Below are 16,462 nucleotides of genomic sequence, written 5' to 3'. Positions count from 1 at the left end.
CTTATCTCACACAAAGTTACGTATTCTTGGCTGATTATATTCCTGCGAATTAAAAAGCAATTCGGTTTTCTATCACCTGAATTTCAAAAAAGAGCAACTGTTCCAAAGTCGGCAAAATTTTGATGAAAGGCTTCATACACGACAAACAAGTAAATCTACGACCAGCTATAAATTGAAATACATCAAACAATTTAGTTTCCCAAGCAATTATTATTTAACATTTTTTGTTTTTCGATTAATCCTTCCAAAAACAATACAGTCCTATAGGTGTTATATCTGTTATAAGCGTGTAGCATTTTTTGTAGATAGCGCGTTTAAAAAACAAATAAAAATAATAAAATGGGGTATTCAAGTTTACAACACACAAAAAACGAGAATATTTCATGGCCATTAAAATTAAATAATTGCATATATGAAAAAAAATGTATTTCGAGTAATGATGCTATTGATGATCGCATTAGTATCCTCAACAACTATTAGTAAAGCGCAAATGGTTATCGACAAAATTGACTTAGGCATTTTTCCTAGCCCAGAAAAAGGGTATAAAAAAATGGTGATTGAAGTTCCCTATTCAGAAAGTGATAAAAACAAAAAAATAGAGTTTTCGGTGGGAAAATGGATGGAAGTAGACGGATGTAATACCTTTAATTTATCGGGCACTTTAGAGAAAAAAGATCTTCAGGGCTGGGGTTATGACTATTATGTATTCAAAACAAATGGTAATGTCGCCAGCACCATGATGGCTTGCCCAAACAAAGAAAAAAGAAACCTTTTTGTTTCAGCACAACCTGAGACTGTGCGTTACAATGGCAGAATGCCGATTGTGATTTACGTACCTGAAGCTTATGATGTGCAATTCAAAATCTACACAACTGACGGCGACACCTATCGCGCAGCAGAGGTAAGAACAAAAAAGTAAACCGCTACAGTTATTTGGTGAACCAAATATCCATGCAATAAAAAAGCCCTCGAACAATGTTCGGGGGCTTTTTTTATATCGCGTTCCGCTATTGACTATTGGAATTTCTTCGCGTTTACTTTACGCTCATTTTCAGTCAAATAGATTTTACGCAAACGGATAGACTGTGGTGTAACCTCAATGTATTCGTCAGCTTGGATATACTCCATAGATTCCTCTAAAGAGAATTTAATCGCTGGTGCGATACGTGTGTTATCATCTGTACCCGAAGCACGCATATTTGTCAATTGTTTACCTTTAACGATGTTGATCGTTAAATCATTGTCACGGATATGCTCACCCAAGATTTGGCCTTCATAAATATCCACACCTGGATCAACGAAGAACTTACCTCTGTCTTGTAACTTATCGATAGAGTATGCTGTAGTTGTACCTTTATCTAAAGAGATCAATACACCGTGCAAACGTCCAGGGATTGGTCCTCTCCAAGGCTCGTAACCTTTTAAACGGTGCGCCATAACAGCTTCACCTGCTGTAGCTGTCAACACGTTGTTACGTAAACCGATGATACCACGAGAAGGAATTTCGAATTCAAGATGTTGCATTTCACCTTTCGTCTCCATCACTAAAAGTTCACCTTTACGTTGAGTTACTAGCTCAATTACTTTACCAGAAACCTCTGCAGGCACGTCAACTACCAACACCTCGATAGGCTCACATTTTTTGCCATCAATTTCTTTTAAGATTACCTGAGGTTGACCTACTTGTAGTTCGTAACCTTCACGACGCATTGTTTCGATCAATACCGACAAGTGAAGGATACCACGTCCGTATACCAACCAAGCATCTGGAGATTCAGTAGGAACGACGCGTAAAGCCAAGTTCTTTTCTAATTCTTTTTGTAGACGATCGTGGATGTGTCTCGAAGTAACCAATTTACCTTCTTTACCGAAGAAAGGCGAGTTATTGATGGTGAACAACATGTTCATTGTTGGCTCATCAATGCTGATAACTTCCAGTTGCTCCGGATTTTCGAAATCTGCAATTGTATCACCGATATCAAAACCTTCGATACCAACTACGGCACAAATATCGCCACATTTAACTTCTTCTACACGACGACGGCCTAAACCTTCGAATGTATGCAATTCTTTAACACGTGATTTCACGATCTTGCCATCACGTTTTACCAACGAAATAGGTTGACCTTCTTTGATTGTACCACGCGCTACACGACCGATGGCAATACGTCCTACGAATGTAGAGTAATCCAACGATGTGATCTGCATTTGTAATGTACCTTCAACAAATGGGGAAGGTGGGAAATGACTAATGATAGCATCTAATAATTCAGACACATCTTCTTTCTTTTCTTTCCAATCTGTTGACATCCAACCATGTTTGGATGAACCATATAATACAGGGAATGCTAATTGTTCTTCTGTCGCATCTAGGCTAAAGAATAAATCAAATACATTCTCGTAAACTTCTTCAGGACGACAGTTTTCTTTATCGACTTTATTGACAACTACCAACGGTTTCAACCCCAGGGATAATGCCTTTTGTGTAACGAAACGTGTTTGTGGCATCGGACCTTCGAACGCATCCACAAGCAAAACAACACCATCAGCCATTTTCAATACACGCTCAACCTCACCACCGAAATCGGCGTGACCAGGTGTATCAATAACGTTAATTTTTACGCCTTTATATTCAACAGAAACGTTTTTAGCGACAATAGTAATACCGCGTTCACGTTCTAAATCATTATTATCCAGAATTAAATCACCTGTACCATCATTGTCTCTAAAAAGATTTGTGAAGTGTAAGATTTTGTCTACCAACGTAGTTTTACCGTGATCGACGTGAGCGATAATCGCTATGTTTCTAATATTTTGCATCTAGCAAGTAAATTTGTTTTTAAATTCAGGGTGCAAAGATAAACATTTTGCACCATAAATTTTATAACTATGTGTATTTTATTTAATTACACCTAATTCTTTACCTACTTTAGTAAAGGCGGCGATTGCTTTATCCAGGTGAGTAACTTCATGTCCTGCCGAAATCTGTACACGGATACGAGCTTTTCCCTGAGGTACAACAGGATAATAGAAACCTATTACATAAATTCCCTCATCCAACATCTTGGATGCAAATTCCTGCGCTAATTTCGCGTCATACAGCATCACAGGCACAATCGGGTGGAAACCTGGTTTGATATCAAATCCAGCAGCCGTCATTTTTTCACGGAAGTAGATTGTATTGGATTCCAATTTATCACGTAATGCAGTTGTCTCACTCAGCATGTCCAAGACCGCAACAGAAGCTCCGGCAATTGCTGGTGCTAGGGTATTCGAAAATAAATAAGGGCGTGAACGCTGACGTAACAAATCGATGATTTCTTTTTTACCGGAAGTAAAACCACCAGAAGCACCACCCAACGCCTTACCCAAAGTACCTGTAATGATATCTACACGATCAATTACATTGAAAAGCTCGTGTGTACCACGTCCAGTTGCACCGATAAATCCTGTACAATGCGACTCATCGATCATCACTAGCGCCTGGTATTTATCCGCAAGATCACAGATCTGGTCTAATGGAGCTACAGATCCATCCATCGAAAACGCTCCATCTGTAACAATGATTTTATGCCGAGCACCGGATGCGGCCTGTAATTGCGCTTCCAGATCAGCCATATCCGCATTTTTATAACGGAAACGTTGTGCTTTACACAAACGAACACCGTCAATGATAGAGGCGTGATTTAATTCGTCGGAAATGATGGCATCTTCGGCACCAAATAACGGCTCAAACACCCCGCCGTTAGCGTCGAATGCTGCCGCATATAAAATAGTATCTTCAGTTCCAAGGAACGTAGAAATTTTTGCTTCTAATTCTTTATGCACATCTTGGGTACCGCAGATGAAACGTACGGAAGACATTCCATAACCGTGTGTATCAATCGCTTTCTTAGCAGCTTCGATTACTTTTGGATGTGAAGAAAGTCCCAAATAATTGTTAGCACAAAAATTGACAACTTCCTGTCCTGTGCTTACTTTGATGTCTGCTCCTTGTGGAGTAACGATCACCCGCTCTTGTTTATACAATCCCGCTTCTTTGATTGCTTCCAATTCCTTTTCTAAAACTGGTTGTAATGTATTGTACATAATTCGATTTTATTTTTTTATACAATATTACAGTTTTTTCATTGGAATAAGTTGCTTTACCTTTCGAGAAAAGGGCTATTCACGGAGAATTCACCCCAAATCAATGATTTGGTAACATTAAACCGATTGCATAAAATTCCTTTTTTCGATCGATCTACTTTTCCTCTTGCTTTGATAGCGACCAACAGGGAGACAAGCCCTAGACATCTTCGACCTGTAAGCAGGGTGCATGCGCGGTGTCTCAATGGTAAATCCACCTTAAAAAGGTGGACTCAACGTGGACTCAAGGTGGACTCATTGTGCTTGCAGTCCGAAGTTGGTGTAACCTTATCTCAACTTTGGTCTCTCGCATTTTAGCTGAAAAGCGCCGGAATTTTAATAACAGATAGGAGCGAAAGCTAGCGGATTTAAGCTATCGCATAACAAAAGGTCTTATCCATAAAAATTTCGTGAAAATAGAGCGGTAGGCGCTCCAATGTGAATTACTCGTAACGAAGCGCGTCGACTGGATCCAGTTTAGATGCTTTTGAGGCCGGGTAATAGCCCGATAGCATACCGACGAGTCCACATACCGCGAAACCCAAAATAATCGCTCCCCAAGGTATAATAAAAGATGTGCCGAGCTGCAGCGCCAGAATATTACCAATCAAAATGCCTATAAAGATCCCGGCGACACCTCCAATCATACAGATCACAATTGCTTCCATCAGAAATTGCTTACGTATAACACTCGGTGTTGCACCAATTGCCTTACGAATACCGATCTCTCGTGTACGTTCAGTGACCGAAACTAGCATGATGTTCATCAATCCGATTGAAGCTCCCACAAGGGTTATAAAAGCAATCACGACTGCTCCCAAAGTAACCATAGCCATATTTTGCATCAGCATCTGGGCAACCGCATCTGATTTGGTGATTTCAAAATCATTTGACTGCCGTGATGCCAATCCGCGGATATTTCTAAATACGATTGTAGCTTCGCCGATTGCAGCTTCCAATCGCATGGGGTCATTGGAAGAAACAGTGATCACATAGGAAGGCTCGGTACCCTGCATCACTGCCCGGGCCTTGATCAGGGGAATAAAGCAGGCTCTGTCCCCGCCCATCCCGGCAGAAGAACCTTTACTTTTTAAGACTCCTATCACCAAATAGCGGATATTGTTAACAGTAATAAACTGTCCTATTGGATCAATAATTTCGTTGAATAGCATTTTACTCACTTCACTACCGATGATGATCACGCCACTACCTGTTTCAACCTCTCGCGTAGAAAAATTACGGCCTTCGCTGACAACATACCCTGATGTCTGCAGATAATTTTCATCTGTCCCGATCAGGCCAATATTAGGGTTTGTCTTTTTGGATTGATATTTTGCTGTTGTATTCCAACTCACATTGGCACTGATTGATGTCAACGCATTAAAGTGAAAATCCTGTCTGAATCTTGCAGACTGTGCGTAAGTAATATTAGCAAAGACTTTTGAGCGAGTCCCTTCATTACCGATCCGAACATTCAATCCCCTGTTGCGTATGTTGAAGGAATTTGACCCCATCGACGAAAAGGAATCTGTCAGCGAGTTTTTCATGGCATCAATCGAGGTCAATACCCCTATTAACGCCATCATCCCTATGGCAATGATCAGTGCTGTTAAAAATGTCCGCAGCTTATTCCCTACAATGGACTGTAGTGCAAGCTTGACATTTTCAACATAAGACATCTTTACGGCCATAGAGCTGGTATTTATAATTTGTAGGGATGAAAATACTGTAATTCCAGCACAAAACCAAAAAGGCAATTTACTTCCTAGAAATAAATTGCCTTTTTGGTGGAATCTGACCTATCCATGCAAGCGGATTATTTTGATTTTGCAGCCATTTTCTATCTTAATTAATTCTTTTCCATGTCTCGGTGCGTCCAAGCAAGCTCACACCCACATAACCTCGGATATCAAGCTTATCGCCTTTTAAGGTCATCTTGCAGCTATACGTTTTGCCCGACTTCGGATCATAGATCTTTCCGTCAACATAAGTATTGCCATCTTTATCAAAATTGGTCAAAATTTCGAGTCCCTGTACATTTCTACTCTGCAGTGCTTTATCTGGATTTTTTATATCTTTCTTCGGCTGACCGGCTTCATTATTTGGAAATTTCAGCCAATAGAGCTTGCCAAAAAACTTCTCGCCTTTCTTGTAAATTTCAACGCGACCTTCGCCACTTGGGTTTTCCCACTTTCCGATGATGGGATCTGTTTGCGCAAATAATGCTACTGTAGTCAGCAGCATTATGAATGACATCATAATTTTCTTCATGGGTCTATTATTTTATGAACTTAATTCTTTCAATTTCCGCCCTATTGTCAATATGATCGCTTGTTTAAAACACCCAAACACTCCTATCAATCCATTTCTACCATCAGCAATCGCCCCACTTAACGAATATAATGACTGACCACCAAATAACAATAGCATCATAGCTTCTGAATAAATATACAAAATATTTACTATGCTTGCATATATTTTTATTTCTAAAACTGCTCATCTCCAATCGGACGGCCTGCACAAATCCACGCCAGCGGCCCATCAACGCGCATTTCTCCGGAAGACTTAAATTCATAATCTAAACAAAGTTTGGCATCGGGTTTGCACGATAGTTATTATATTATTACTTTATTTACTCTTTATAAATTAGCACATATTATGAAATTTATTATTAGTCTTTTACTTACTGGTGTAGTCGTCGCTATTGCATGCTGGATTGTCCCTGGCGCTCATGTTGCCGGATTCGGTTGGGCTATCGTTACCGGACTTGTCATTGGATTTGTCAATGCGACTGTGGGATCTATTTTAAGGTTATTTACATTCCCGTTGAATTGGCTTACGCTCGGCCTGATTTCCTTTATTATTACCGTATTGATGGTCTTGTTATCAGATTCACTACTCGGCTCCAAATTTGATGTAGATGGATTCTGGACCGCTGCGCTGTTTGCCATTGTCGTTGCCATATTGGAAATGATTATTGGCAGTACTTCGAAAGATTAAAAATACATTCATAAAATAGCAGCGGGCGTCCGCATCAATACATGTGGACGCCTTTTCATTGCTCAGCGATTGCCCCCCTTTCTTGCCGACACCATCTTCCCTTGCTGACATCATCTGTCGTTTGAAAAACAGCTTGTTTACTGTTCCAATTCCTTTAAAATAATCGTCTAAAATAATTGCCCTTATGGGTGAGTTTATCCTCATTTCCCTCGCTTTTTACAGCAGAATTCGCTAAATTTAATTCTTTAAAAGAACCGCTGATATATGTGCGAACACAACCACGAGCATAACCATGACACACAGGAGCACGGCCTTCCAACAAAGGAGCATCCTTGGTGGATCGCTCAAAGTAAGCTCCTCATGGCCCTTGTCATTCTACTTACTTTACTCCTATTGAAATATGCTTTTAAGATCAGCCTTCCCTTTGGCATCAACTTGACCTTAAATAGCATCGCCTATCTTCTCGCGGGAATCCCCGTTATTCAAATGGCATTGCGCAAGGCAAGTCGTGGCGATATTTTTAATGAATTTTTTTTAATGACCGTTGCAACATTGGGAGCTTTCGCCATTGGAGAATTTGAAGAGGGCGTCGCGGTCATGGTCTTCTATCAAATCGGAGAATGGTTTCAGGATACTGCCGTCGACAATGCCAAGAAATCAATCAAATCCTTATTGGATATCCGCCCTGACACAGTAACGGTCATACGCAATGGGCAGCAACAGCAGATCAATCCTAAAAATGTTGAAATTGGCGAAACTATCCTTGTAAAAGCAGGAGAAAAAGTGGCTCTGGATGGTAAATTGAAAACGGAAAAAGCGGCATTTAACACTGCTGCTCTGACTGGGGAGAGTAAACCCGATACAAAATATTCCGGTGATGCTGTTTTTGCAGGTATGATCAATTTGGAAACAGTCGTTGAAATTGAGGTATCCAACGTATTTGAAGATAGCAAGTTGAGCAAAATTCTCGAAATGGTTCAGGATGCCACTGCACGAAAATCCAAAACTCAGCTGTTTATCGCTCGATTTGCCAAAATATATGTCCCCATCATCTTTGGGCTTGCGCTCTTGGTCCTTATTGCCCCCCTATTTTTTGTTCATGACTATAATTTTAAGGACTGGTTCTACCGGAGTTTAGTCTTTCTGGTGATCAGCTGTCCCTGCGCCCTGGTTGTTTCCATTCCCCTGGGTTATTTTGGCGGTATAGGCTTAGCTTCCCGAAATGGTATATTATTTAAGGGTGGGAACTTCCTCGATGCCATCACTTCAGTCGATACCGTTGTCATGGATAAAACGGGTACGCTTACAGCCGGTGTCTTTGAGGTAACCGAAGTTTTTGCCGTCAATGGAGATCCAGAGGAATTATTGAACTATGCGAAAGCCATTGAGGCACATTCAACACACCCCATTGCGAAGGCGATCGCCAGTTATCATCCCGGCACTGCCGCATTTCAGGCTGAGAAAATCCAGGAAATAGCAGGCCACGGACTTTTCGCCACTGTTAACGGAAAGCACACACTCGCGGGCAACAGCAAGTTACTGGACAAATTCGATATTAGCTATCCGGCAGATCTAAGGCAAATGGCATACTCCATTGTATTACTTGCCATCGAAGGTCAATATGCGGGTTATATTACTGTTGCGGATCGAATTAAACCAAATGCCAAGGCTGTAATCCAAGCCATGCATGCGCAAGGTTTGTATACAGTCATGTTATCTGGAGATAAAACAGCGGTGGTAGATGATGTCGCCAAAGAACTTGGACTCGACAAAGCCTATGGCGATCTTCTTCCTGAGGACAAAGTAAGCCATGTACAGCAGCTGATTGATCAAGGACGCCGCGTTGCCTTTGCCGGCGATGGCGTAAACGACGCTCCTGTAGTTGCCTTAGCACATGTTGGCATTGCTATGGGTGGATTGGGAGCTGATGCAACCATTGAAACTGCTGATGTTGTGATCCAAAACGATGAGCCACACAAGATTTTGTCGGCCATAAAAATTGGAAAAATAACCCGAAGTATTGTCTGGCAGAATGTCATCTTGGCGATGGGAATAAAAATCATTGTTTTGATCCTCGGCGCCGGAGGCATTGCAACACTTTGGGAAGCGGTCATTGCTGATGTGGGGGTAGCTCTTCTGGCAATTTTAAATGCCATTCGGATCCAGCATAAACAAGTTTAAAAACTGAGCGATCATGTAATGCCCCAAAAAAGCACTACCCCCAAAAAGTTAGATACTTTCTGAGGGCAGTCCTGTTGTATCAAGGATCTCTTTTAGATCCTAGTTAGAAATTTAATCCCGCCAAGCTTTATAGGCATTGATCAATCCATTGGTAGAAGAGTCATGACTCGTAACCGTATTCGCGTCACTTAATTCCGGAAGGATTTGATTGGCCAATTGTTTACCTAGCTCCACACCCCATTGATCAAAACTATAAATATTCCAGATCACACCCTGCACAAAAATCTTATGCTCATAAAATGCGATAAGTCGTCCTAAAGTACGTGGTGTCATTATTTTGAACAGGATTGAATTCGTCGGGCGATTACCCTCAAAGACTTTATAGGCTTTAAGCGCTTCTATTTCTTGGTCCGATTTGCCTGCTTTCTTGAATTCAGCAACTACTTCTTCCTCCGTTTTGCCATTCATCAACGCCTCAGTCTGTGCAAAAAAGTTGGACAATAACAATTGGTGGTGGTTTCCGATCGGATTAAGACTATTGGCAGGGGCAATGAAATCACAAGGAATCAATTTGGTTCCCTGGTGAATCAACTGATAGAAGGCATGCTGCCCGTTCGTACCCGGTTCACCCCATATAATCGGTCCAGTCTGATAATCCACCTGTTGACCATTACGGTCAACATATTTGCCATTACTCTCCATATCCCCTTGTTGGAAATATGCAGCAAAACGGTGCAGATATTGATCGTAAGGAAGAATAGCATGACTTTCGGCCTGGAAAAAATTATTATACCATACCCCAAGCAAAGCCAATATCACGGGAATATTGGATTCGAAAGAAGTTTCCTTAAAATGAACGTCCGCATCGTAGGCACCTTTTAAAAGTTCCTCGAAATTATCAAAGCCTATTGCCAAGCTAATTGAAAGACCTATAGCAGACCACAGGGAATAACGACCGCCTACCCAGTCCCAAAACTCAAACATATTTTGAGTATCTATTCCAAAGGCACGTACTGCTTCTGTATTGGTGCTCAACGCGGCAAAATGCTTAGCGACATCCTCCTGAAGGGCGCCACTCGCCAAAAACCAGTCTTTGGCTGTATGGGCATTGGCCATCGTTTCCTGCGTTGTGAATGTTTTTGAGGCAATCAGAAACAAGGTTGTTTCAGGATCCACAGCTTTCAATGTTTCAGCAATGTGTGTACCGTCTACGTTGGAGACAAAATGTAAATTTAAGCGCGTTTTATACGCTTTTAATGCTTCTGTTACCATCACAGGACCTAGATCTGAACCACCGATACCGATATTAACCACATCTGTAATTTCTTTACCTGTACACCCTTTCCACTGACCAGATATAATCTTTTCCGTAAAAGCTTTCATTTGTGCCAGCACGCGTTTAACGTCGGGCATAACATCTTTTCCGTCCACATAAACGGGTTGATCGGATTGATTTCGCAAAGCGGTGTGTAATACCGGTCTATTTTCGGTCACGTTGATGCGCTCACCCGAGAACATCGCTGCTATCGCATCAGCAAGACCACATTCTTTAGCCAACTGGACTAAGAGCGCTTTTGTCTCTTCGGTAATCCGATTTTTGGAGTAATCCAAAAGTATATCTTCGAAAGCGATCGAGAACTTCTCAAAACGTGCGGGATCTGCGGCAAAAAGTGCACGTAAATCTTTTTTTTCGCTATTGCTAGATAGACCTGATAATGAATCAAAATGCTGCGCTAGATTCTTATAGGCCTCAGTCTCTGTAAAATTAATTTTTGGGAACATACTGTTTTTACTGAAATTATTTGTTTTAAACATCAATAAGAGCCTTCGGTATTTCTATACTACATATCGTGTAGATCTTTAAATGAAGGTTTATTCCGTTGACAATACCAAAACTAAAAAAAAAAGGTCAAATTATCCCTATTTGGCAATCTATATTGGGCGCGAAGTTATTCGATAGAAGCACGAATTTATTAATTAAAATTTCTACTTTAGCGGATATGACAAAAGAACAAATTCAAGACTTGAGGGATCGTGTTACTTCCCTGAGGAGGCATCTTTGACATCGATGCACGCAAAGAAGAAATAGAAAGAGATCAAGCTATTACGCTTGAAGCGAGCTTTTGGGATGATTCCAAAGCTGCAGAAAAAATACTCTTGGCCATAAAAAACCAAAAGGTATGGACAGACCACTTCGACTCAGTTGCAGCGGCGGTTGAAGACGCATATGTCATGTATGAATTCTTCCAATCTGGCGACGCGAGTGATAAGGAAGTGGACGACCAATATAAACTAGCTTTAGCGCAAGTCGAGGAACTCGAATTCAAAAACATGCTTAGCGCCGAAGAAGATCAGCTGGATGCAATTTTACAGATTACAGCTGGTGCCGGCGGGACTGAAAGCTGCGACTGGGCAGCCATGCTGATGCGTATGTATATTATGTGGGGCGAGAAAAATGGGTATAAAGTGACCGAACAAGATTCGCAGGAGGGAGATGTAGCTGGTATCAAGAGTGTAACATTACAGATCTCTGGAGATTTTGCTTATGGCTACCTCAAGGGAGAAAACGGTGTGCACAGGCTCGTTCGGATTTCTCCGTTTGATTCCAATGCAAAACGCCATACCTCTTTCGCGTCTGTTTATGTCTATCCTCTGATCGATGATAATATTGAGATTGATGTTAAGGATTCGGAAATCGAATGGGACACGTTCCGCTCAGGTGGTGCAGGAGGTCAGAACGTAAATAAGGTGGAAACAGCTGTTCGATTACATCACAAACCTACTGGCATTATTATTAAAAATCAGGAATCCAGATCGCAATTGCAAAACAAAGAAAATGCGATGCGCTTATTGAAATCACAGTTATATGAGATTGAAATGCGTAAACGCCAAGAAGCTTCCGCTGCTATTGAAGGCAACAAGAAGAAAATAGAATGGGGATCCCAAATTCGAAATTATGTCCTACATCCTTACAAGTTAATTAAAGATTTACGGACCAATTACGAAACATCCAATACACAAGCTGTGCTGGATGGTGATCTAAATGATTTTCTAAAAAATTATCTAATGGAATTTGGCGGATAAAGACGATTTCGAAACTTGATGATATTGAAGACGTTCTCTTTTCGAGGCGTCTTTTTTTTGCGCTATCTTTTGCTTTTTTTATTAGGCTTAAGCTGAATTTCTTCCCCTCCACCCATTGCCCCCTTTCCTACACAGTTTGTCACAAAAATTGTCAATTTCTCTTAACAATCTGCTGGCAAATGTTAAAAAACCTTAAAAGTCTACTGCCCATATCGTTATTATATTTTAATCGATTTTAATTACAAAACAAATTTAAAACACTGAAAAAGAACAACTTAATTAATGCTATTTTGTATCAAGAACGTTACAATTTGAGCAGTCGGGCCATTTTTGGCACAAAATAAAGGCATGTGTTTTGCGTTTATGAATTCGTAATATTTTCATTACAAATGATACCGATTGCGGCATCGATTAAATATAGAATGAACGAATGTATATCTAAAATAGAACGGTTATGAATTACATGAAAGAAAACTCGATCGTATCCAAGCAGATGACCAAACAATGGAAGCCTGCTGTATATGATGTAAATGCAGGAGAAAAGCGATCTGATAATACAGTGAGCAAAAACGAGGAAAGCAACTTTGGTCCAAAAGAATATGGTATTTTTGGAGCGACTTTTTTTATACTATTTGCGTCAGTTTTTGGCGTATACATGCTTCAGCCAGATTTTGATGCATTACGTTTCCAACGTTTAGACAGCATCGGCGGAACATTTCTGATCGCCTTAGGTATATTTTTAGCTGCTATCGCCGTTAGCTTTTTGATTTTTTTGATTGTACTACATCGTAAATATAAACCCATCGCTTCTGTATCGGACGATGAGCTACCTACTTGTACGATTATTGTCCCAGCTTATAATGAAGGACAGTTAGTCTATGATACCTTACATAGTTTGGCTAGCAGTGATTATCCGGAGAAGAAACTTCAGATCATCGCCATTGATGACGGTAGCAAGGACAATACCTTTGCCTGGATACAACGTGCCAAAATGGAATTGGGCGATCGTGTTGAAATTTATCAGCAGCCCAAGAATATGGGTAAGAGACATGCTTTGTACCGTGGATTTAAGTTAGGTACGGGAGAAATCTTTATTACGGTTGATAGTGATTCTATTGTTAAAAAGGATACTATACGTAATATGGCGAGTCCTTTTGTAACAAACAAGGAATGTGGAGCTGTTGCGGGTAATGTGCGCGTATTGAATAATAAAAAAGCGATTATACCTCGTATGTTGAATGTTAGCTTCGTATTCAGCTTTGAGTTTGTACGTTCTGCGCAAAGTATGTTGGGTACGGTCATGTGTACACCAGGAGCCTTGTCCGGCTATCGTAAAGAGGCTGTCATGAACTGTTTGGAGGATTGGATCAACCAGACTTTTATGGGGCAACCGTCTGATATCGGTGAAGATCGCGCTATGACGAATATGATCCTAAAACAAGGGTATCATGTGTTATTTCAATCCAATGCATACGTTTATACCGACACTCCTGTACGTTACAAAAATCTGTATAAGATGTTTATCCGTTGGGAACGAAGCAACGTGCGCGAAAACATTGCGATGAGTCAATTTGCATTTAAGAATTTCCGTCAGGGACCTAAATGGGGAGCACGTATCTTATTGCTTATGCAATGGAAAAAAGTATTATTGTCTTATCCAATGATGTTATTGATGCTGTGGACAGTCTTTCATTATCCATTGATGTTCTTAAGCTCAACGTTGGTCGGTATCTTAATATTTTCTAGCATCCAGGCCTATTTCTTTGCCTCTAAAAACTCTGACACCAAAGAAGCTTTCTGGGCTTATAGTTACAGTATATTTTATGCCTTCAGTTTATTTTGGATTACACCTTATGCCATTGCAACAGCTGGACGCAGAGGTTGGTTGACAAGGGGTTAAAATTAAAGCAAAGAACGTATATTTACAGCTATATATGAGAGATTTTAAGGTAAAAAAGATTGCCATCATTGGCCAAGGATATGTGGGATTGCCATTAGCAATAGCATTTTCCGATTTTTTCCCGGTGATTGGATTTGACATAAATAAAACCCGTATTGAAGAACTTAAGCTAGGGCTTGACCGCACCCTAGAAATGGATCAAAAAGAGTTAAAACGGGCGCGAGATTTATTCCATACATCTAACCAAAGCAAAGGTTATGATGCGAGTAATTCTATAACTGACATTGCAGATGCAAATGTCTATATTGTAACTGTCCCAACTCCGATAGACCGTTATAATTCACCAGACTTGTCCCCCTTGTTAAAAGCTTCTAAAATGATTGGAGAGCTTTTGACAATAGGTGATTTGGTGATCTATGAATCTACTGTTTATCCTGGTTGTACAGAAGAAGAGTGTATACCGGTTTTGGAGAGTTTCTCGGGATTAAAATTTAATCAAGATTTTTTTGTTGGCTATTCACCAGAACGCATTAATCCAGGCGATAAAGTAAATTCACTTCAAAAAGTGATGAAGGTGACTTCCGGAAGTACGCCTGAGGCAGGATTGGTGGTAGATGGACTTTATAAAAATATTATTGAAGCCGGGACACATTTGGCCCCCTCAATCAAAGTTGCCGAAGCTGCCAAAGTGATCGAAAATGCTCAGCGTGATGTAAATATTTCCTTTATGAATGAGCTCGCGCTAATCTTCGACCGAGTGGGCATAGATACACAGGATGTGTTAGATGCTGCAGGTACAAAATATAACTTCCTTCGTTTTAAACCGGGTTTAGTCGGAGGCCATTGTATTTCTGTGGACCCATATTATCTTGCTCAAAAAGCAACTCAACTAGGCTATCATCCCCACGTCATTTTATCTGGCAGAGAGGTGAATGATCAAATTGCCTCTTTCATTGCTTCAAAAGTTGTTAAACTGATGATTCAAAAAAATATCAAATTTGAGGGAGCCAAAGCGTTAGTATTGGGTATTACATTCAAAGAAAACTGTCCTGATATCAGAAATAGTAAAGTTATAGATATGATCCAAGATCTTCAAGAATTCGGTCTAAAAGTCGACATTTATGATCCCTGGGTCAATACAGATGAAGTGAAATCACATTTCAATCTCGAGTTATTGTCATCTCTTCCTGAATCTGCAGATTATGACAGCGTTATACTTGCCGTTGGACACCGAGAATTTTTTCATTTGGATCTCAACAACTTAAAAAAGAACCCATCCGTTGTTTTTGATATTAAAGGAATACTTGATCGAAAATTAGTGGATGCCCGTCTGTAAGGACATTCTTTTGATTACATCGGTTACTTTCGCAGGTCTTGATCTACTTAAATTTGCAACAAGTAGATCAAGATTTTTGTTACCTAGCATTTTGTGCAATCGTTTGATTAAAAAAAACATTATCATATTTTTTGTTTTTAATACTAACTTAACACCACAATTATAAATTTGGCCTAAATTAAACTAAGGGAGTACACAAATTGCGGTAATTATGGAACAGTTAGATGACACCGTGCTATTCGTTGGGATTCAAGCCAATGACCGTCATGCTTTTTCGGAATTAGTCAATCGCTATTCTGCTATACTTTTTCGATTTATACAGCGCCGTGTTTCCTGTGTTGAAGACTGTGAAGATATTCTGCAGGAGGTATTTGTCGCCCTTTGGAACAATAGACACAAAATAAACATTGAGTCCTCCCTCTATCCGTATCTTTTTAAAACAGCCAAGTACAAAATCATTGACTGGACTATTCATGAACAAAGGAAAGTTGTCCGTGCTGAAAACCTCTGCCAGACCTTTCAAACACAAACTTTAACCACTACATCTGAAGAAGAGCTATTGGCAAAGGAACTCGCTGTGCTTATCGAGCAAGAAATTGACAAGATGCCTTCAACAATGCGATCTGCTTTCTCGCTTAGCAGAAAAGAATCCATGTCCATTAAAGATATCGCCTCGGAACTTGCACTATCAGAACAAACCGTAAAAAACAATATCTCCCTGGCTTTAGGCTGGCTCAAGCTTCGATTCAAATAATAAATCCGCTAGATGAACTTGTATCATGCGGTCTCATTTCCCAACACCTCACAATTTAAAAACACTGTAATACAGTAGT

Annotated in this window: 12 protein-coding genes; 7 read left to right on the top strand and 5 right to left on the bottom strand. The window is 40.3% G+C overall.

Translation table 11 applies throughout. The features are described 5' to 3' along the window. The first annotated feature begins 412 nt into the window (after positions 1–412). Positions 413–919 (top strand): ecotin family protein, encoded by a 507-nt coding sequence (locus tag A9970_RS16180; RefSeq protein ID WP_182983023.1) that lies wholly within the window; start codon positions 413–415, stop codon positions 917–919. Positions 920–1,014: 95 nt separating this feature from the next. Here the strand turns inward: A9970_RS16180 and typA are convergent, their stop codons facing one another. The 4 genes from typA to A9970_RS16160 form a co-directional block, all read right to left on the bottom strand. Then, entirely contained in the window at positions 1,015–2,820 is a 1,806-nt protein-coding gene (gene typA / locus A9970_RS16175) for a translational GTPase TypA (protein WP_182983022.1), read from the bottom strand. Positions 2,821–2,898: 78 nt separating this feature from the next. Then, positions 2,899–4,089, bottom strand: a complete 1,191-nt coding sequence (kbl, locus tag A9970_RS16170) for a glycine C-acetyltransferase (protein ID WP_153845354.1) — start codon at positions 4,087–4,089, stop codon at positions 2,899–2,901. A gap of 482 nt (positions 4,090–4,571) precedes the next feature. Then, positions 4,572–5,819: an ABC transporter permease gene (locus A9970_RS16165; protein WP_088159803.1), complete on the bottom strand. Its 1,248-nt coding sequence runs from the start codon at positions 5,817–5,819 to the stop codon at positions 4,572–4,574. Positions 5,820–5,973: 154 nt separating this feature from the next. Continuing rightward, positions 5,974–6,399: a DUF2147 domain-containing protein gene (locus tag A9970_RS16160; RefSeq protein WP_153845353.1), complete on the bottom strand. Its 426-nt coding sequence runs from the start codon at positions 6,397–6,399 to the stop codon at positions 5,974–5,976. Between the two features lie 387 nt (positions 6,400–6,786). Between A9970_RS16160 and A9970_RS16155 the strand changes: the two genes are divergently transcribed. Together A9970_RS16155 and A9970_RS16150 are read left to right on the top strand one after the other, a co-directional pair. Further along, positions 6,787–7,128, top strand: a complete 342-nt coding sequence (locus tag A9970_RS16155; protein ID WP_153845352.1) for a phage holin family protein — start codon at positions 6,787–6,789, stop codon at positions 7,126–7,128. 264 nt (positions 7,129–7,392) lie between these two features. Continuing rightward, positions 7,393–9,309: a heavy metal translocating P-type ATPase gene (locus A9970_RS16150; RefSeq protein ID WP_182983021.1), complete on the top strand. Its 1,917-nt coding sequence runs from the start codon at positions 7,393–7,395 to the stop codon at positions 9,307–9,309. Positions 9,310–9,420: 111 nt separating this feature from the next. On the opposite strand, the gene pgi is transcribed toward A9970_RS16150, so the two are convergent. Beyond that, positions 9,421–11,091: a glucose-6-phosphate isomerase gene (pgi, locus tag A9970_RS16145; RefSeq protein WP_182983020.1), complete on the bottom strand. Its 1,671-nt coding sequence runs from the start codon at positions 11,089–11,091 to the stop codon at positions 9,421–9,423. Positions 11,092–11,309: 218 nt separating this feature from the next. Between pgi and prfB the strand changes: the two genes are divergently transcribed. The 4 genes from prfB (at position 11,310) to A9970_RS16125 (ending at position 16,383) form a co-directional block, all read left to right on the top strand. Beyond that, a protein-coding gene (gene prfB, locus A9970_RS16140) for a peptide chain release factor 2 (RefSeq protein WP_182983019.1) occupies positions 11,310–12,393 on the top strand; the annotation gives its coding sequence in 2 pieces (ribosomal slippage) (positions 11,310–11,369 and positions 11,371–12,393; 1,083 coding nt in all). Between the two features lie 454 nt (positions 12,394–12,847). After that, a complete protein-coding gene (locus A9970_RS16135; RefSeq protein WP_220801630.1) occupies positions 12,848–14,293 on the top strand; it encodes a glycosyltransferase family 2 protein in 1,446 nt (481 codons plus the stop codon). Positions 14,294–14,327: 34 nt separating this feature from the next. Further along, positions 14,328–15,629 carry a nucleotide sugar dehydrogenase gene (locus tag A9970_RS16130; RefSeq protein WP_182983018.1) on the top strand — a complete coding sequence of 434 codons (1,302 nt, stop codon included), beginning with the start codon at positions 14,328–14,330 and terminating at the stop codon, positions 15,627–15,629. 211 nt (positions 15,630–15,840) lie between these two features. Then, positions 15,841–16,383 carry an RNA polymerase sigma factor gene (locus tag A9970_RS16125; RefSeq protein ID WP_182983017.1) on the top strand — a complete coding sequence of 181 codons (543 nt, stop codon included), beginning with the start codon at positions 15,841–15,843 and terminating at the stop codon, positions 16,381–16,383. Positions 16,384–16,462 lie beyond the last annotated feature (79 nt).

The sequence above is a fragment of the Sphingobacterium sp. UME9 genome (genome assembly GCF_014170215.1).
In the GTDB taxonomy this organism is placed as follows: domain Bacteria; phylum Bacteroidota; class Bacteroidia; order Sphingobacteriales; family Sphingobacteriaceae; genus Sphingobacterium; species Sphingobacterium paramultivorum.
This window is presented reverse-complemented; position numbering and strand designations above follow the sequence as displayed.